General features: G+C 72.8%; 16 protein-coding genes. 9 read left to right on the forward strand and 7 right to left on the reverse strand.

Going from position 1 to position 17,129, the window contains the following annotated elements:
• The first annotated feature begins 117 nt into the window (after window positions 1-117).
• From ACTOQ3_RS16925 to ACTOQ3_RS16935, 3 genes are all read left to right on the forward strand, one after another.
• Window positions 118-1,146, forward strand: a complete 1,029-nt coding sequence (locus ACTOQ3_RS16925; protein WP_440084338.1) for an LLM class flavin-dependent oxidoreductase — start codon at window positions 118-120, stop codon at window positions 1,144-1,146.
• 204 nt (window positions 1,147-1,350) lie between these two features.
• Window positions 1,351-2,820, forward strand: a complete 1,470-nt coding sequence (kynU, locus tag ACTOQ3_RS16930) for a kynureninase (RefSeq protein WP_440084339.1) — start codon at window positions 1,351-1,353, stop codon at window positions 2,818-2,820.
• Window positions 2,817-4,151: an FAD-dependent oxidoreductase gene (locus tag ACTOQ3_RS16935; RefSeq protein WP_440084340.1), complete on the forward strand. Its 1,335-nt coding sequence runs from the start codon at window positions 2,817-2,819 to the stop codon at window positions 4,149-4,151. Before kynU ends, ACTOQ3_RS16935 begins: the two co-directional genes overlap by 4 nt.
• 89 nt (window positions 4,152-4,240) lie before the next feature.
• Here the strand turns inward: ACTOQ3_RS16935 and ACTOQ3_RS16940 are convergent, their stop codons facing one another.
• Window positions 4,241-4,870 (reverse strand): helix-turn-helix domain-containing protein, encoded by a 630-nt coding sequence (locus ACTOQ3_RS16940; protein WP_440084341.1) that lies wholly within the window; start codon window positions 4,868-4,870, stop codon window positions 4,241-4,243.
• A 95-nt stretch (window positions 4,871-4,965) separates the two neighbouring features.
• Here ACTOQ3_RS16940 and ACTOQ3_RS16945 point away from each other — a divergent pair, with 95 nt between their 5' ends.
• Complete coding sequence (locus ACTOQ3_RS16945) at window positions 4,966-6,237, forward strand: damage-control phosphatase ARMT1 family protein (RefSeq protein WP_440084342.1); 1,272 nt, start codon at window positions 4,966-4,968, stop codon at window positions 6,235-6,237.
• Between the two features lie 9 nt (window positions 6,238-6,246).
• Here ACTOQ3_RS16945 and ACTOQ3_RS16950 read toward each other — a convergent pair whose 3' ends face one another.
• From ACTOQ3_RS16950 to ACTOQ3_RS16960, 3 genes are all read right to left on the reverse strand, one after another.
• On the reverse strand, window positions 6,247-6,915 hold the full coding sequence (locus tag ACTOQ3_RS16950; protein WP_440084343.1) for an AIM24 family protein: 669 nt from the start codon (window positions 6,913-6,915) through the stop codon (window positions 6,247-6,249).
• Between the two features lie 102 nt (window positions 6,916-7,017).
• Window positions 7,018-7,677 carry a DUF47 domain-containing protein gene (locus ACTOQ3_RS16955; RefSeq protein ID WP_440084344.1) on the reverse strand — a complete coding sequence of 220 codons (660 nt, stop codon included), beginning with the start codon at window positions 7,675-7,677 and terminating at the stop codon, window positions 7,018-7,020.
• Window positions 7,674-8,654 carry an anion permease gene (locus tag ACTOQ3_RS16960; RefSeq protein WP_440084345.1) on the reverse strand — a complete coding sequence of 327 codons (981 nt, stop codon included), beginning with the start codon at window positions 8,652-8,654 and terminating at the stop codon, window positions 7,674-7,676. The genes ACTOQ3_RS16955 and ACTOQ3_RS16960 overlap by 4 nt, the downstream gene beginning before the upstream one ends.
• A gap of 446 nt (window positions 8,655-9,100) precedes the next feature.
• On the opposite strand from ACTOQ3_RS16960, the gene ACTOQ3_RS16965 reads away from it, so the two are divergent.
• The 5 genes from ACTOQ3_RS16965 (at window position 9,101) to ACTOQ3_RS16985 (ending at window position 14,016) form a co-directional block, all read left to right on the forward strand.
• Complete coding sequence (locus tag ACTOQ3_RS16965; RefSeq protein ID WP_440084346.1) at window positions 9,101-9,838, forward strand: RibD family protein; 738 nt, start codon at window positions 9,101-9,103, stop codon at window positions 9,836-9,838.
• 25 nt (window positions 9,839-9,863) lie between these two features.
• The gene (locus ACTOQ3_RS16970; protein WP_440084347.1) at window positions 9,864-10,310 is read left to right on the forward strand and encodes a dCMP deaminase; all 447 of its coding nucleotides are present in this window, start codon (window positions 9,864-9,866) and stop codon (window positions 10,308-10,310) included.
• 424 nt (window positions 10,311-10,734) lie between these two features.
• Entirely contained in the window at window positions 10,735-11,973 is a 1,239-nt protein-coding gene (locus ACTOQ3_RS16975; RefSeq protein WP_440084348.1) for a glycosyltransferase family 9 protein, read from the forward strand.
• A 34-nt stretch (window positions 11,974-12,007) separates the two neighbouring features.
• Entirely contained in the window at window positions 12,008-13,054 is a 1,047-nt protein-coding gene (locus ACTOQ3_RS16980) for a glycosyltransferase family 9 protein (protein ID WP_440084349.1), read from the forward strand.
• The gene (locus tag ACTOQ3_RS16985; RefSeq protein WP_440084350.1) at window positions 13,051-14,016 is read left to right on the forward strand and encodes a UDP-glucuronic acid decarboxylase family protein; all 966 of its coding nucleotides are present in this window, start codon (window positions 13,051-13,053) and stop codon (window positions 14,014-14,016) included. Before ACTOQ3_RS16980 ends, ACTOQ3_RS16985 begins: the two co-directional genes overlap by 4 nt.
• 89 nt (window positions 14,017-14,105) lie before the next feature.
• On the opposite strand, the gene ACTOQ3_RS16990 is transcribed toward ACTOQ3_RS16985, so the two are convergent.
• The 3 genes from ACTOQ3_RS16990 to ACTOQ3_RS17000 form a co-directional block, all read right to left on the reverse strand.
• On the reverse strand, window positions 14,106-14,840 hold the full coding sequence (locus tag ACTOQ3_RS16990) for a hypothetical protein (protein ID WP_440084351.1): 735 nt from the start codon (window positions 14,838-14,840) through the stop codon (window positions 14,106-14,108).
• 71 nt (window positions 14,841-14,911) lie between these two features.
• Window positions 14,912-15,505: a GNAT family N-acetyltransferase gene (locus ACTOQ3_RS16995; RefSeq protein WP_440084352.1), complete on the reverse strand. Its 594-nt coding sequence runs from the start codon at window positions 15,503-15,505 to the stop codon at window positions 14,912-14,914.
• A 199-nt stretch (window positions 15,506-15,704) separates the two neighbouring features.
• A complete protein-coding gene (locus ACTOQ3_RS17000) occupies window positions 15,705-16,892 on the reverse strand; it encodes an ROK family protein (protein ID WP_440084353.1) in 1,188 nt (395 codons plus the stop codon).
• Window positions 16,893-17,129 lie beyond the last annotated feature (237 nt).

The following is a 17,129-nucleotide window of genomic DNA, read 5'->3' on the forward strand; positions in this document are numbered from 1 at the left end:
GGGGACCGCGATGACCACCGCCGAGCCGGGGTTCGCGATGACCACCGCTGAGCCGGGGGTTCGCGATGAGCGCCGACCTGAGGGGGGCCGCGCCGGCCGCCGGGCCGGGGGTTCGCGATGACGGCCGCTGAGATCGGTCTCGGCCTGCAGAGCGACAAGCGGGCCGGTGACTACGCGCGGCTCGCGCGCCGCGCCGAGGAGCACGGCTTCGACGTGCTGAGCGTGTTCGGCGACCTGATGTACCAGCCGCCGATCTTCCCCCTGCTGGAGATGGCCGCCGCCACCGAGAGGGTGCGGCTCGGCGCGGCCTGTCTCAACCCGTACTCGACGGCACCGTACGAGATCGCCGGGCAGCTCGCCGCCCTCGACCTGGCCTCGCACGGCCGCGCCTACCTGGGCCTGGCGCGCGGCACCTGGCTCGGCGCGGTGGGCATCGCCCAGCCCAGGCCGCTGACCGCCCTGGCGGAGGCCGCCGAGGTGGTCTACCGGCTGCTGGCCGGTGACACCGGCGGGTACGAGGGGAAGATGTTCCGTCTCGCGCCCGGTACCCGGCCGCGCTACCCCGTGCACCGGGCCCGGCCGCCGTTGCTCCTCGGCGCCTGGGGCCCGCGAGGGGCGGCGCTGGCCGGGCGGGTCGCCGACGAGATCAAGGTGGGCGGCAGCGCGAACCCGGCGATGGTCGGGGTGATCCGCGAGCGGGTCGCGGCCGGGGCGGTGGCGGCCGGGCGCGACCCTCGCGAGATCGGCGTCGTCCTGGGCGCGGTGACCGTCGTGGACGCCGACGGCGCCGCGGCCCGCGCCAGGGCGCGCGCCGAGGTCGCCATGTACCTCGCGGTGGTCGCCGACCTCGATCCGACCGTGGAGATCCCCGCCGACCTGCTCGGCCGGGTCAAGGAGCTGGTCGGCGCGGGGAGGGACGAGGACGCCGGGCGGCTGATCCCCGGCGACCTGCTCGACCTGTTCGCCTTCTCCGGCACCCCGGAGCAGGTGGCCGCACAGGCCCAGGCCCTCCTCGACGCGGGCGCGCACCGGGTGGAGTTCGGTACGCCGCACGGTCTCACCGACGACGGCGGCGTGGAGCTGCTGGGCACCGAGGTGCTGCCGTCGCTGGACCTTTCCCCGAAGAAGGTGGCGACAACGCGTTAACCGAGCGTGAGACGCCGCCCTCCCTGGTGACGCTCCGTCATCTCGAAACCGGATGCCCGGAGAACCTTCCGTCCGCAAAGCGTGCGGCCGGAATCGTCGCGCGCCGCTAATTTCACCTCAGTTCAGTATGGGTGAACATGAGAGGGGAGAAGGAGATGACGTGACGAGTGAGCGCGCCGGAGGCCCGGCGATCGAGGTGTCGGCGTGACGGCCGCGAGGACGGGACGTCCCGGCGACCTCCGTGACCCACGTGGTGACCCGCGTGGCGACCCGGCCGGTGGCCCGCGCCGTGACCTGGGCGGACATGACGGTCCCGGCGGCTCCGGAAGCCCCGGAGGCCTCGGCGAGCGGGAGGCGCTGGCCGCCGACGCCGAGCACGCCGAGCACACCGAGCACGCAGGGGGCGCAGGGGGCGCAGGGAAGCCGGTGTGCCGCCGCGCGGAGTTCCTCGTCCCGCCCGCCCCCGCCGCCTGCCGTTACCCCGAGGTCGCCTACTTCGCGGGCAACTCGCTCGGCCTCCAGCCCCGTGCCGCCCGCGCCGCGATCTCCGCCGAGCTGGACGACTGGGCCCTGCACGCGGTCGAGGGACACCACCGGGCGGCACATCCCTGGCTGCCCTACCACGCCGAGCTGCGCGAGGACGCCGCCGCCCTGGTGGGCGCGTTCCCCGACGAGACCGTGGTGATGAACTCCCTCACCGTCAACCTGCACCTGATGATGGCGACCTTCTACCGTCCGGCGGGCGAGCGCACCCGCATCGTCATCGAGGACCACGCCTTCTCCTCCGACAGCTACGCGGTGCGCAGCCAGGCCGTGCACCACGGCCTCGACCCCGACGAGACGGTGGTCCGCCTGCGCCCCCGCGAGGGTGAGGACTGCCTGCGCACCGAGGACATCACGGATTACCTGGCCCGCGAGGGACACCGGGTGGCGCTCGTGCTCCTCGGCGGGGTCAACTACCTGACCGGCGAGTTCCTCGACATCCCCGCCGTCACCGCCGCCGGGCACGCGGCCGGGTGCCTCGTCGGCTGGGACCTCGCGCACGCCGCGGGGAACGTGCCGCTCGCGCTGCACGACTGGGACGTGGACTTCGCGGCCTGGTGCTCGTACAAGTACCTCAACGCCGGTCCCGGCGCGGTCGCCGGCTGCTTCGTGCACCGGCGCCACGTGACCGACCCGGAACTGCCCCGGCTGGCCGGGTGGTGGAGCACCGAGCAGGCGACCCGCTTCGAGATGCGGCCCGAACTCGTCCCCGTCCCCACCGCCGACGCCTGGCAGATCTCCAACCCGCCGATCCTCGCCATGGCCCCGGTCCGGGTCTCGCTGCGGATGTTCGCCGAGACCGGCATGGCGGCGCTGCGGGAGCGGAGCCTGGCGCTCACCGGCTATCTGGAACGGCTGCTCACCGAGGTGGCCCGCGACCGCCCGCTGGAGATCGTCACGCCCGCCGACCCGGCCAGGCGCGGAGCCCAGCTCTCCCTCCGGGTGACCGGGGGCGGCGCCGGCGCCGTCGGTGTCGCCGACCTGGCCGCCCGGCTGCACGAGGTCCACGGTGTCCTCGCCGACGTGCGGCGCCCGGACGTCATCCGGTTCGCCCCCGTGCCCATGTACTCCACGTTCCACGACTGCTGGCGGGCGGCCGACGCGCTCGCCGGGGAGGTGAGACCGGCATGAGTTCACCCGGCGAGGTCGCCGTGGTCGGCGCCGGGCTGGTCGGCTGCCTGACCGCCTGCTACCTGGCCCGCCGAGGCTACGAGGTCACCCTGTACGAGCGCAGGCCCGACCCGCGCGGGGCCGCCCCCGAGCGCGGGCGCTCGATCAACCTGGCGATCTCCGAGCGGGGGATCGACGCGCTGCGCCGGATCGGGCTGGACGAGACCGTGCTGAAGGCCGCGCTGCCGATGCCCGGCCGGATGACGCACGCCCCCGACGGCACGCTCGCCTTCCAGCCGTACAGCGCCGGAGGACGTCGGGCGATCAACTCCATCAGCCGCTCGGAGCTCAACCGCACCCTGCTGGACGCGGCCCTCGGCATGCCCGGGGTCCGTGCCCTCTTCGAGCACCGGCTGACCGGGCTCGACGTCGACTCGGGCCGGATGGACTTCGACACGCCCGGCGGTCCCGTCACCCGCGCCGCCCCGGTCGTGCTCGCCGCCGACGGCGCCTACAGCGCGGTACGGGGACGGCTGCAGTTCATTCCCGGCTTCGACTTCAGCCAGGAGTACCTCGACTACGGCTACAAGGAGCTGACGATCCCGGCGCGCGACGGCGGGTTCGCCCTCGATCCGGGCGCGCTGCACATCTGGCCGCGCGGCAAGGCCATGATGATCGCCCTGCCCAACCCGGACAGGTCCTTCACCTGCACGCTGTTCTGGCCCAAGTCGGGTCCGGGCAGCTTCGCGGAGCTGGACACCGCGGAGCGGTTCGAGGAGTTCTTCGCCGCCAACTACGCCGACGCCCGCGCCCTCATGCCCGACCTCGCCGGGGACTACGCCCACAACCCGATCGGGCACCTGGTCACCATGCGGGCCCGCCCCTGGCACGTGCGCGGCACCGCCGGAGCGGTGGTCGGCCTGCTCGGCGACGCGGCCCACGCCATCGTCCCCTTCTACGGCCAGGGCGCCAACTGCGGCTTCGAGGACTGCGTGGAGCTCGACCGCTGCCTGGAGGAGACCGGCGACGACTTCCCCCGGGCCCTCGCCATGTACGGGGCCCGCCGCAAGGAGCACACCGACACCATCGCCGAGCTCGCGCTGGAGAACTTCGTCGAGATGCGCGACAAGGTCGCCTCCCGGTCGTTCCTGCTGCGCAAGCGCGTCGAGCACGGACTGGAACGGCTGCTGCCCGGTTTCTACGTCTCTCGCTACGAGCTCGTGTCGTTCAGCACGGTGCCGTACGCCGAGATCCAGCGGCGCGTCTCCCGCCGGCGCGGGGCGGTCGCCGCCGGGGCGCTCGGCGCGCTGGCCGCGGTCGCGCTGGCGGGCCGCGCCCTGCGCCGTCACTGATCGCCCCGCGCCGTCATCGGCCGTTCGGCGCCGTCACCGATTCACCCCGCGCCGCCGCGGGCCGTCTCCGCCGTCCCGGCGGGTGGAGGTCAGAACAGCCGGGGGGTCACCACGGACACGACCGTGGTGACCCGGTCGGTGTCGTTGAACATGCTGTGCGGGACGGTCGACCTCAGGTGGACGCTGTCGCCCGGGTGCAGCCGGTGCTCGACGCCGTCGACCTCGTACAGGAGCTCGCCCTCCAGCACGAAGGCGAACTCCTCCCCGGCGTGACCGTAGGAGTTCTCGCGCTTGCCGCCGGGCGCGATGTGCACCAGCAGCGGTTCGAGCACCAGGTTCGGGCCCCTGGCCGAGAGCATGCGGTAGGTCTGCTGGCCCGAGATGTACTCGGTGGCGGCCGTCGCCGAGCGGGTGAGGGTGAAGTGGCTCGGCAGCTGGGAGGCCGGGGCGCGCTCCTCCTCGGTCTCCTCCTCGGGCGGCGCGTCGTTGAAGAACTCCGCCACGCTGCGGTCGAGCGCGGTGGCCACGCTGTTGAGCGCGGTCAGGCCGATGGAGGAGATACCCCTCTCGACCTGCGAGAGAAACCCGATCGAGAGCCCGGAGTGAGTGGCGAGACCGCGTAGTGTCAGACCGCGCTCCTTGCGGAACTGCCGCATCCGGGCTCCGACGGCGTCGTGGCGGTCCAGCTCCTCACCGCTGCGACGCTCCGATGTGCCCACCTACGGCTCCCTCCGTCAAGCGGCGTGACCGCCTGTTCGCTCTAGCTAAACATATTTCATAACAAGAGTCGTCCTGCGTCAAAAAGGAGTCGGAAATGGCAGACGGTGATGCCCGGCAGCTGTCCGGAGTGCCCTCGGCGCCCTGCGATCCGCCGGAGTTCCTGAGCGATGTCCCCGGTTCCTATCCGTGGCGGGTCCTTCATGAACGGCACCCCGCCCTGATCGAGAAGGTCCGGGCCGCCACGCCGTACGACATCCGGGTGAACCGGGCCCTCGACCTGCTGCTCGAGGAGATCGAGGGGGTCATCGAGCCGCTGGAGGGCTCCGCGCACGACCGCGACCTGTGGGAGAGCTGGGACCGGGGCCACATCGGGCGGCGGTGGGACGACGCGCCGTTCCTGTGGGCGGAGAGCTACTTCTACCGCAAGCTCCTGTCCGCGGTCGGCTACTTCGGCCCCGGCGCGTGGCAGGGCGTCGACCCGTTCGAACCCTTCAAGCAGGCCGAGCTGTTCGGCGAGGCCGTCGACGAGGAGTTGCGCGAGCTCGACGTCCTGGCCGCGCTGCCCCCCGCCGAGCTGGCCGAGACGCTGACCCTGAGGGCGCTGTGGGGGAACCGGGCCGACCTCGTGTTCCGGGTCGCGGCCGGTCCCGAGCTCGCCGGCCGCGAATCCGGGCTGGTGGCCGACGACAGCGCGCTCCTGTGGTCGCTGATCGGCGGCGAGGGGGCCGGCGTTCCCGGTGCCCTCGGTGTCCCCGATGACGAGGCCGGTCGCGCGGCGGCCGGTCACGGGGGTGTCGCGCGGATCTGCCTCGTCGCCGACAACGCCGGGAGCGAGCTGCTGCCCGACCTCGTCCTGATCGACCACCTGCTGCACGCCCGGGGAACGGGCGAGGTCGTCCTGCACGTCAAGCCGCTGCCGTACTACGTGTCCGACGCCACCCCGGCCGACGTCCTGGCCTGCCTGCGGCGCATGTCGGCCGCGGGCGGCGAGGCGGGGGAGGCCGCGGGACGGCTGCGGGCGGCGCTCGGATCGGGACGGCTGCTCGTCAGGGCGCACGCCTTCTCCTGCGCGCCCCTGCCCTACCGCGAGATGCCGGTCGGCATGCGGGAGGACTTCGCGTCCGCGTCACTGACGATCATGAAGGGTGACCTGAACTACCGCCGTCTGGTCGGCGACAGGGCCTGGCCGCACACCACCCCGTTCGCCGAGGCCACCGCGTACTTCCCCGGTCCGGTCGCGGCGCTGCGCACCCTGAAGTCGGAGGTCGCGGTCGGCCTGGACGGCGACGTGGTCAAGGCCCTGGAGGCCACCGGCCGCCCCTGGCTGACCACCGGCGCCCACGGGCTCATCCAGGTCAGGCCGTGACCACCGGGGTCAGCCGCCGGACCGGGGGACGATCGGGCCCTCGCTCGCCTGAACGAGGACGAAGCCCTCTCCCTGGAACGCGAGCTGCAGCGCCTCGCCGCTGCCTCGCCCGATCAGCGCCCCCGCCTTCATCGTGCGGTTGACGCCCACGTGCAACCCCGCGCTCCAGCACACCGCGGACTGGCCGTCGGCGAAGGTCGGCGCCCGGGACGCGTCGAGGAGCACGGGGGCGCCGTGCGCGGTGACCGCCACCCAGCCGGTGCCCCTGAGCGTGGTGTTGAACAGGCCGCCGGCGGCGACGCCCGCGCCCTGGACGCGCTGGATGTCCCAGGTGAGCTGCGGGTCGAAGGCCAGCAGGTTGGTGCCGTTGACGGTGAGCGCCTCGTCCTCCAGGTAGAACAGGTGCACGTCGGTGGCGTTGTCGGCGAAGAAGATCACGCCCTGCCCGCGGACCCGCATCAGCGGCGCGCCCTCCCCGCTGACCATCTTCTTCAGGAAGCGGCCGACGCTCCCCGCACCCTCGTAGTCGAAGTCCATCTGCCCCTGGAAGGCGACCATCGCCCCCTGCCGGGCCAGCACCTCCCCGCCCAGCCGCACCCGCAGCATCTTGGCGTTCTGCAGGGCGAAATGGTCGGGGAGCCGGTCCTGGTCAAGGTTTTCGAAGAACGAGCTACGCACGGGAGATGCCTCTCAGCGTCGGGGCGTCACAGGGTGGACGCCGCATGGTGAACGACGAATCCGGCCGCGAGGGAGTTCCCGGCCCGCCGTTCCCGGGCGCCCTCAGTGGCTTCGCTTGAGCATCGCGTCCGCGAGCGCGTCGGCGGCCTCGCCGAGCCGGCGGCCCACCGCGTCGAGCCGCGACAGCAGCTCGCGCCTGCGCAGGGTGTCCATGTCCAGCGGCCCGGCGAACAGCTCGGCGAGCCGGGCCTGGTAGAGCTGGCGGACGCGGCTGCACGCCTTGCGCGTGGCCAGCACGGCCACGGTGACCGAGGCCGGGGCGTCGATCATCTTCAGCACGGCGCCCTCCAGCTCGTCGAGACCGTCGATCACCGCCTGCAGCGGTTCGGCCGCGAACCGCAGGTCCTCCGGCCCGAACAGGTCGATCTCGCGTACGTGGTCGCGCAGCTGGTCCAGCACGTCGTCGATCGAGCGGGAGAGCCTGAACAGGTCCTCCCTGTCGATCGGGGTCGCCAGCACCCGTCGCAGGAGCCGTACCAGCTCGGCCCTGGCCTCGTCCCCCTCGTGCTCCACGTCGGCCATCCGGGCACGCGCCGCCGACCGCTCGATCTCGCCGGACGCGACCGAGCGGGCCAGCTCGGCCCCCGCCCGCGCGATGGCGACCTGGTCCCGTACCAGCCCGACGATCCGCCGCCCCGACCGGCCGCGCAGGTCGTCCCAGGCGCGCGCGAACCTCCGGGTCCCGCCCTCGGCGCGCTTCATGTCAGTCTCAGCGCGAGACCGCCGAGACAGCCCAGCGCCATCGACGACGGCAGCGTGACCAGCCACGCCGTACCCACGTTCACGACACCCTGCCATCGCACTCTCCTCGCTCCCTCGCTCGTCGCCGCGCCGACCACCCCCGCGGTGATCGACTGGGTCATGCTCACCGGGCTTCCCAGGGCCGAACTGCCGAGGACGGCGCCGGTGGCCGCGGCCTCGGCGGAGACGATGTGCAGCGGGCGGGTGATGACCACCCCGCGGCCCAGCCTGCCTCCGACGCGGACCAGGCTCGTCAGGGCACCGGCGAGGAAGATCGCCACCAGGGCGGCCATCCACACCGGCGGGACCTCGACGGGCCCCACCCCGCCGAGCCCGTCACGGCTCACCCCGATCGCCACGCTCACCACCGCGATCATCTTCTGGCCGTCGTTCACCGCGTACGCCACGCACTGGGCCGAGTAGGCGAGCAGGTGGGTGGTGAACACCAGCCGCGGCATGCGGCGGTGGGACGGCACGCGGTGCGACACGGCCCCCAGCAGGTAGCCCAGGGCCAGCCCGGCCAGGGGCGCGCCGGCCCCGATCGCCAGGACGGTGCCCAGGTCGCGCCACGACACGGGGAGCCCGGCGCCGAGTCCCGCGCCGCTGATGCCGCCGATCACCGCGAGGGTCAGGCTGGTCGGCAGGCCTCTGCCGGTCAGCACCGCGACCACCGCCACCGCGATCACCACTCCCACCAGGAACGCCGCCGCGCCGCCGCTCGTCCCGAGCCCGGCCAGCCGCTCGGTGAACGTGCGCGCGACCGTGACCCCCAGGAGGTACGGGACGGCGAAGAGCACGGACACCAGGAGCACGGCGACCGCCCAGCCGGGGGAGCGGGGGAACCTGAGCCCGAGGCCGATGATGGTGGCGCCGTCGTTGGCCCCGCTGGCCAGCACGAAGAGGATCGCCACGACGGCGAACGCCAGGGTCCATCCCATCAGCGGGGGGACCGCCGGTCGTGCCCCGCGCCCTCGTGGCGCTCGCGCGCCGGGTGGCTCGCCGTCACGCCTCTCCCTCGCCCCGGGCGGCGCGGGCGGTGTGGGCGTACGAGACGTGGGCGGCGCGGGCGCACGAGGCATCGGTGTCGCGGAGGCGACGGCCGGTCGGCCCTCGGTGACGGCGCAGGGGGCCGGGAAAGCGCCGGTGACCACGGCTCGGGGAGCTCACACGCATTTATGACCCTTCATTTGGAAAGCTTCAGTTTTAGGTTAACAGAGGGTAAACAATCGGGGAATTGCCGCTGACGTACGGATGACATCCCGTGTTCGCCGTCGCGTGGCCGATCGGGCGCGCGCCGGGCGGGACGCGCGGGGGCGGGCCTCGCCGCGAGCGGCCGGGAGGGAGGTTGTTACGATCGGCCGGTGCCCGACCGGGGAGGTGGAGGGTGGGCGAGCGCCCGTACGTGCTGCTGAGCTGCGCGATGTCCGTCGACGGATACATCGACGACGGCACGCCGCACCGGCTCCTGCTCTCCAACGACGAGGACTTCGACCGGGTCGACGCGGTCCGCGCCACCTGCGACGCGATCCTGGTCGGGGCGGGCACCGTCCGCCGTGACGACCCCCGGCTTCTGGTCAGGTCGCCGGAGCGCGGGCGGGAGCGGGCCGCGCGCGGCCTGCCGCCCTCTCCGGCGAAGGTGACGCTGACCGCCACCGGGGACCTCGACCCGAACGCCGCCTTCTTCACCGCCGGTGACGCGGAGAAGATCGTGTACGCCGCGCCGGCGGCCGTGGCGAAGCTCGCCGGCCGTCTCGGCGGGGCCGCCGAGGTGGTCGACGCCGGTGCCCCGGATGACGGCGACGGCGGCGGCGGCGACGGCGGCGGCGGCGACGGCGGCGACGGCGGCGACACCGTCGATCTCGGCCGCGTCCTCTCGGACCTGCGCGGGCGGGGAGTGCGCCGCCTGATGGTCGAGGGCGGCACCTCCGTCCACACGCGCTTCCTGCGGGAGGACCTCGTGGACGAGCTCCACCTCGTCGTCGCCCCGTTCTTCGTCGGCGACCCCGCCGCCCCGCGTTTCGTGCTGGGCGGGGACTTCCCCCGCGACCGCCGCCGCAGGATGGACCTGGCGGAGGTCCGCAAGATGGGCGACGTCACCCTCCTGCGCTACCGGCTGGCCTGACATGCCGTCCACGGGGGAGGTCGGGATGGGCGACCACGACTGGCTGGAGCTGGCGTGCGACCTGGCGAGGTCGTGCCCGCCCTCGGAGACGGCCTTCTCGGTCGGTGCCGTGGTCGTCTCCGCCGGCGGAGAGGAGATCTCCCGGGGATACTCGCGGGAGGGCGGCGATCCCCACGTCCACGCGGAGGAGTCGGCGCTCGGCAAGATCTCCCCGGACGACCCCCGGCTGGCCGGTGCCACGGTCTACAGCAGCCTGGAGCCGTGCAGCGCGCGCAGGTCGCGTCCCAGGACCTGCACCCGCCTGATCCTGGACAGCGGCGTCCGGCGCGTGGTGATGGCCTGGCGCGAGCCGCTGGTCTTCGTCGACTGCCACGGGGCCGAGGAACTCGCGGCGGCCGGGGTGACCGTGGTGGAGATTCCCGAGCTGGCGGGCCGTGCCCGCGAGCCCAACGCCCACCTCCTCCCCGGCTGACCGGCTTTCGGGCACCCCGTCCCGTACGGCCCCCTGAACCCCGGCCTCCCGGCCTCCCGGCCATCTCGTCATCGGGTCATCCCGGCCGTCCGGTCGGCAGGGGGGCGTCCGGTCCCGTTCGGGGGCGCTCGATCCCGCGGGGGAGATTCACCGTCGCGGTGAACCGACTCGTTACCCGGCCGGAGAACCAGCTAATCCTAGGAACGATTACTTATAGCGATAAAAGTAATCGCATAATCCTCTCAACTGCGCTTATATGCGATTTTTCGGTTTGTATGGCCGCTCCGCTCGGTAGTCATTAGATATCGAACGAGAGGCCGAGCACCATGAGATTTCTCGGGAAAAACGCGATATTTCATGATCCGTCGGCTGCCCCCGTGGTCCACGGGGAGACCACCGCCGTGGCCCGGCCCGGGGAGCGGTGATGACCGGCACCGTTCTCGTCGCCCGCGTGGACAACGCGGGTGACGTCCTGCTGGCGGGGCCCGCGATCCGCGCGGTGGCCGCGAGCGCGCGGGAGGTCGTGCTGCTGACCGGGCCGTACGGCCGGGCCGCCGCCGAGCTGCTGCCCGGGGTGTCGCGGGTGGTGGAGTGGCGCACGCCGTGGATCGACCCCGCCGCGCCGCCCGTGAACGGCCCGCACGTCCTGAGGCTGCTGCGGATCATCCGGGACGTGGCCCCCGAGCAGGCGCTGATCCTCACCTCGCGCCACCAGTCGCCGCTGCCGATGGCCCTGCTGTTCAGGCTCGCGGGTGCGTTGAGGATCGCCGCGATCTCCGCCGACTACCCCGGCTCGCTGCTCGACGTGCGGCACGTCGTCGACGAGGACGTGGACGTGCCGGAGCCCGAGCGCATGCTCGGGCTCGCCGGTGCGGCGGGATTCGAACTCCCCAAGGGAGATCCGGGCACCCTCGCCGTACGACGCCCGCTGCCCGACGCCGGCCACCTCACCGGGCCGCCCGGCTACGTGGTCCTGCACCCCGGGGTGTCGGCCCCGGCCAGGGCGTGGCCGGAGGAGAGCTGGTCACGCACGGTCCACGACCTGGTCCGCTCGGGCCGCAGGGTCGTCGTGACCGGCGGCCAGGACGAGCGGGCGCTCACCGCGCGGATCGCCTCCGGCGTCGGGCAGCACGGCCTGTCCCCCGGCCCCCTCTTCGCGGGCGGCTGGATGGGCGGTGGTCCCGTCCGCCTGCGCGGCTGGGAGGAGGCCGACGAGCCCGCCTTCACCGAGGGCTGGGTCGACGGGCAGTCCGTCGCGACGGGCGGCCGGGGCCAGGACGACCCCTCGGCCCCGCGCGGCGGGCGGCCGGGCGGGCATCCGGGAAGGTCCGTCGTCGACCTGGGCGGCAGGACGACCTTTCCCGAGCTCGCCGCGGTGCTCGAGGGAGCGTGCGCGGTGGTCGTCGCCGACGCCGGTCCCGCCCACCTCGCGGCCGCGGTCGGCACGCCGGTCGTCAGCCTGTTCGCCCCCGTGGTCCCCGCCGGGCGCTGGGCGCCGTACGGGGTGCCGACCGTGATCCTCGGCGACCGGCGGGCTCCCTGCGAGGGGACCCGGGCCGGCACCTGCCCGGTCCCCGGTCACCCCTGCCTGTCGTCGGTGCCGAGCACGCGGGTCGTCGAGGCGGTCGACCACCTGACGTTCGTGAAAGAGGCCGTGACATGAGGAGCGCCCCGACGTTCGCGAAAGAGGCAGTCACATGAGAGTCCCCCTGGTACCTGAGCACGCGAGCCCTCTCGAGACCGTCGGCGACACCGACACCGACACCGACGCCGGAGGGCGGAGCGTCGATGTCACGGGATCCGCGGAGGACCGGCCGCTCATGGTGGTGCTGCGCGGGCTGGGACTGGGGGACCTGCTCACCGCGGTCCCGGCGCTGCGCGCCCTGCGGCGCTCCCACCCCGGCCACCGGATCGTGCTGGCCGCGCCCTCCGCGCTGGCGCCCCTGGTGCCGCTGATCGGCGGGGTGGACGAGGTGTGCGACGTGTCGGGACCCGGTCACGTACCGCCGCTCGGCTGTCGCGTCGACGTCGCCGTCAACCTGCACGGGGGCGGCCCGCACAGCATCGCCGCGCTCCACCGCACCGGCCCGGCGCGGTTGCTCACCCACACGCACCCGGCCTTCCCCGACGCGTACGGACCGGACTGGCCGGGCGACGTGCACGAGGTGCGGCGCTGGTGCGACCTGCTCGGCTGGTACGGCATCGAGGCCGATCCCGCCGACCTGGAACTGGAGCGCCCCCGGCTCGGTGACGAGGGGCCGCGGCCGGTCGTCGTCCACCCGGGAGCCGCGTACCCGGCCAGGCGCTGGCCGCCGGAGCGGTTCGCGCTCGTGGCCGCGGAACTGCGGGACAACGGGCACGAGATCGTGATCACCGGGAGCGAGAAGGAGCGGGACCTCGCCGAGCGGGTGGCGCTGCTCGCCGGGCTGCCGTCCACGTCCGTGCTCGCCGGGCGCACCGGCCCGCTCGAACTGGCCGGGCTGATGGCGAGGGCCCGGCTGCTGATCTGCGGCGACACCGGGGTGGCCCATCTGGCGGCGGCCTTCGTCACTCCCTCCGTGGTGCTGTTCGGGCCTGTCTCGCCCGCCCGGTGGGGGCCTCCCGAGACGGGGCCGCACACCGTCCTGTGGACCGGGGGTCTCGGCGACCCCTACGGGTACCAGCCCGATCCGGGGTTGCTGGAGATCGGTGTCTGGGATGTCCTGGATGCTGTGGCGCGGTTGACGGAGGTGGGTGTGCGGTGAACGGGCGGCGGGTCGTGGTGACCGGCGGGGCCGGGTTCGTGGGGTCGCATCTGTGTGAGCGCCTGGTGGCCGAAGGGGCGGAGGTGGTCTGCCTGGACAACTTCCTGACCGGTTCGCCGCGTAACGTCGAGCATCTGGTGGGGTTGCCGGCCTTCCGGCTGGTGGAGTGTGACGTGACCGGCTTCGTGCACGTGCCGGGGGAGGTGGACCTGGTGTTGCACCTCGCCTCGGCGGCCTCACCGGTGGACTACCTGCGTCATCCGATCGAGACGTTGAAGGCGGGCAGCCTGGGCACGTTGCACGTTCTGGGGCTGGCCAGGCAGAAGGAGGCCCGGCTGGTGCTGGCCTCCACCAGCGAGGTCTACGGGGATCCGCTGGAGCATCCGCAGCGCGAGAGCTACTGGGGCAACGTCAACCCGGTCGGGCCGCGCAGTGTCTACGACGAGGCCAAGCGGTTCGCCGAGGCCCTGACCACCGCGTACCGCACCTGTCATGGCACCGACACCGCGATCGTGCGGATCTTCAACACCTACGGGCCCAGGATGCGGCCCTACGACGGCCGGGCCATCCCCACCTTCGTGCGTCAGGCGCTGCGCGGTGAGCCGATCACGGTGGCCGGCGACGGCGGGCAGACCAGGTCGGTGTGCTACGTCGACGACACGGTGGAGGGGATCGTGGCCCTGGCCCGCGGCGAGCTCACCGGCCCGGTCAACATCGGCAATCCCACAGAGCTGACCGTGCTGGCCCTGGCCGAGACGGTCCGCCACCTGACCGGCTCGGGATCACCGATCCGTTTCGTCGGCCGCCCCGACGACGACCCCGAGATCCGCCGCCCCGACATCTCCCTGGCCGCCTCCGCGCTGGGCTGGCGACCGAGGATCGACGTCATCGAGGGGTTGCGCCGCACCATCACCTGGTTCACCCGGGAGCTCAGCGGGTCACAGGAGCTGATCCCCCGCTGAGAGTCCCCCTTCCCGCCGTACACGGACCTTCCCGCTTCCGCGGACCTTCACGCCGTACGCGGACCTTCACGCCGTACGCGGAGCGACGGTCAGGCGTGACCGTGATCATGGGCGTCGGCGCGGACGAGGCGCAGGAAGGCCTTGAGGCCGGTGATCACCTCGTGGTTGTCGGTGAGACCGTCCACCGTGTCCTCGAAACGCCGGGCGAGACCGGTGATCCGCCGTTCCAGGGCCTCGTCGCCGTTCCGCAGGTCGGCGCCGAGCGTCTCGGTGACGTCCCGGAGCCGCTCGGCCGCCTTCGTCAGCGCGGTCACCTCGGCGGCCAGGCCGTCCACCCGGGCGACAAGGGAGACGATGTCCTCGCGAGGGTGGCGAGCCTCGCTCATCAGCGTGGTGACCCGCTCGCGAAGGTGGGACAGGTAGGCGCCCGCAGGGCGGAAACCGGTGCTCAGCAGGTAGAACCCGGCGAAGTAGTAGCCCACCGAGGCGCCCGAGAAGTAGGTGATGACCGCCAGGAGCGCCGCCGAGACGACGTGGCCGCCGATGGCGAACCGGCGCATCCGCCGGGCGATCTCCAGGGCCTCGGCCTCGTGCCCCTCGGGCACCTCGATGCCGCGCTCCCTGGACACGTGGATCTCGTGGACCACCTGGCGCGCCCCGAAGTAGAGGTTCCACGGCAGGGTGAGGAGCACGATCAGCCAGATGAGGCTGATCGCGCCGAGCCCGAGCGACAGGAACGTGGAGAGCGGGACGCGGGCGTACACGAGCAGCCACGCCGCGACCACCGTGGCGACGAGCCCGACCAGGAAAATCCACCATTTCATGGGCTGAGCATCTCGGAGGTCAGGGAGTTCGGGGAGGGCGCGCGCACTCAGCCGCCCCTGAGCATTCCTACTCAGACGCGTCCCGGCGACGGCCGGTCCCGGAGCTGGACGGAGCTCCAGACGACCTCGCCGTCCACCCTGCCGCCGGTCGGTGCCAGGCCCGCGCGGCGGGCCACCGCCGAGGAGGCGGAGTGGTCGGGATGGATGGTGGCGACGATGGTGGCCGTGCCGTGGTCCCTGAGCCACGCGACGAGTGCGACCGCCGCCTCCCCGGCGATGCCGCGGCCCTGCCAGGGGGTTCCCACGACCCAGGCCACGGCCGCGCGGTCGCGGGTGACGGTCGCCTGGACGTAGCCGACCAGCCGGTCCGAGTCGCCGTCCGAGCCGTCGACAGGTCGGTTCGAGTCGTTGTCCGAGGAGCCGTGCGAGCCGCCGTCCGGGGCGTCGAGGCGGATCACCCAGTTGAGCCACGACTCCTCCCGGCCCGGTGGCGGGGTGGCGACCAGGCGGGCGTAGCGGTCGCGGAGTTGCCCGGGGGTCTCGGGCGCACCGCCGATGAAGGCGTGCAGGGCCGGATCGCCGAGCACCTCGGCCATCTCGGCCGCGTGGCGCACCGCCAGCGGCTCCAACGTGAGCCTGGCGGTTCTTACGGGTTCGGCGTCCATCGGTCGAACGAGTGTCCCACGAGCGCCGCTCGCCCGCCGTTCGCTCAACGGCACGACCGGCCGGAGGGCGCGAACGGGCACGGCCGGCCGGAGGACGGTCACGGGCACGGACCGGTCAGGCGGTGGGGACAGGCACGTACCGGTCAGACGGCAGGGACAGGCATGGAACAGTCAGACGGAAGGGGCGGGCACGGACCGGTCAGACGGTGGGAACGGACACGGACCGGTCGACGCTGCCGGGGGCGAGCACGTGCTCGATGACCATGACGGCGGCGCCGATCACGCCCGCGCGGTCGCCCAGCTCGCTGGCGGTGATCGTCAGGTGCTGGGTGGCGAGGGGCAGCGACCGGCTGTAGATGACCTCGCGGAGACCGGCGAGCACCTGCTCCCCGGCCTCGGAGATGTCGCCGCCGACGACTATCACCGAGGGGTTGAAGAAGTTGACGATCGAGGCGAGCACGTCGCCGACCTCGCGGCCCGCCTGCCGGATGAGCTGGACGGCGTGGGTGTTGCCGCCGCGTACGAGGCGGACCACGTCGCGGCTGTCCTCGGCCCGCACCCCGTCCGCGGACAGCTTGGCGGCCATGGCGGCGCCGCTGGCGACGGCCTCCAGGCAGCCGACGTTGCCGCAGCGGCAGACGGTGTCCAGGGCCGAGGCCACCCGGATGTGCCCGATGTCGCCGGCCGCGCCCTGCGCGCCCCGGTGCAGGCGGCGGTCGCTGATGATGCCGCAGCCGATGCCGGTGCCGATCTTGACGAAGATGAGGTGGTCGGCCTCGGGGCGGGCTGCCCAGTGCTCGCCCAGCGCCATGATGTTCACGTCGTTGTCGACGAGAACGGGGGCGCCGAGGCGCGAGCCGAGCCACTCCGGGACGGGGAAACCGTCCCAGCCGGGCATTATCGGGGGATTGACCGGTCGTCCCGAGCTGTGCTCGACCGGGCCGGGCAGGCCGACGCCGATGCCGCAGATCTCGTCCGGGCGGTGGCCGGTCTCGGCGAGCATCTCCTCGAAGGTGCGCTGGAGCCAGCCGAGGGTCTCCTCGGGGCCGCGGTCTATCGACACCTCGGCCGCGCGCTCGGCGAGGACCGTGGTGCCGAGGTCGGTGACCGCCACCCGGGCGTGGGTGGCGCCGAGGTCGGCGGAGAGGACGACGCGGGCGGTGCGGTTGAACGTGAAGGCGATGGCCGGGCGGCCCCCCGAGGAGATGGCCTCCTCGGTCGGGATGATCCACTGCTGGCTCAGCAACGCGTCGAGACGCTGGGCCAGGGTGGATCTGGCCAGCCCGGTGAGCTGGACCAACTCGGCCCTCGTTCTGGCCTGACCGTCGCGCAGGATGTTCAGAAGCGCCCCTGCGCCGGCGATCGAACCGTTAGCTTCGCTAAGCATGCGCACAGTCAACACTCCTTGTTTCCGCCGCGTCAAAGCAACTTAGGTCCTCCACCTGTTCCATTATGCCAAATGGTGACGTGCTTTTGCTTGACCGTCGGCATAAGGGCGCTTTAGCATCCGGAATCATGGAGGAAATCGGGCGGTTACCGACGAATCAATTACTATCCGGTGTCGCCGGAACCGACTTTTCGGACATGTTTGCCCTACTTTTGACATCCCTGACGAGATTTACCG

Source organism: Streptosporangium sp. LJ11, from assembly GCF_051918945.1.
Classification (GTDB): domain Bacteria; phylum Actinomycetota; class Actinomycetes; order Streptosporangiales; family Streptosporangiaceae; genus Streptosporangium.

Excerpts from the sequence above, each read along its gene's own strand:
- ACTOQ3_RS16925 (WP_440084338.1), top strand. The coding sequence starts at position 118 with ATGACGGCCGCTGAGATCGGTCTCGGCCTGCAGAGCGACAAGCGGGCC.
- ACTOQ3_RS16935 (WP_440084340.1), top strand. The coding sequence starts at position 2,817 with ATGAGTTCACCCGGCGAGGTCGCCGTGGTCGGCGCCGGGCTGGTCGGC.
- ACTOQ3_RS16945 (WP_440084342.1), top strand. The coding sequence starts at position 4,966 with ATGGCAGACGGTGATGCCCGGCAGCTGTCCGGAGTGCCCTCGGCGCCC.
- ACTOQ3_RS16955 (WP_440084344.1), bottom strand. The coding sequence starts at position 7,677 with ATGAAGCGCGCCGAGGGCGGGACCCGGAGGTTCGCGCGCGCCTGGGAC.
- ACTOQ3_RS16960 (WP_440084345.1), bottom strand. The coding sequence starts at position 8,654 with ATGGGATGGACCCTGGCGTTCGCCGTCGTGGCGATCCTCTTCGTGCTG.
- ACTOQ3_RS16970 (WP_440084347.1), top strand. The coding sequence starts at position 9,864 with ATGGGCGACCACGACTGGCTGGAGCTGGCGTGCGACCTGGCGAGGTCG.
- ACTOQ3_RS16975 (WP_440084348.1), top strand. The coding sequence starts at position 10,735 with ATGACCGGCACCGTTCTCGTCGCCCGCGTGGACAACGCGGGTGACGTC.
- ACTOQ3_RS16980 (WP_440084349.1), top strand. The coding sequence starts at position 12,008 with ATGAGAGTCCCCCTGGTACCTGAGCACGCGAGCCCTCTCGAGACCGTC.
- ACTOQ3_RS16990 (WP_440084351.1), bottom strand. The coding sequence starts at position 14,840 with ATGAAATGGTGGATTTTCCTGGTCGGGCTCGTCGCCACGGTGGTCGCG.
- ACTOQ3_RS16995 (WP_440084352.1), bottom strand. The coding sequence starts at position 15,505 with ATGGACGCCGAACCCGTAAGAACCGCCAGGCTCACGTTGGAGCCGCTG.
- ACTOQ3_RS17000 (WP_440084353.1), bottom strand. The coding sequence starts at position 16,892 with ATGCTTAGCGAAGCTAACGGTTCGATCGCCGGCGCAGGGGCGCTTCTG.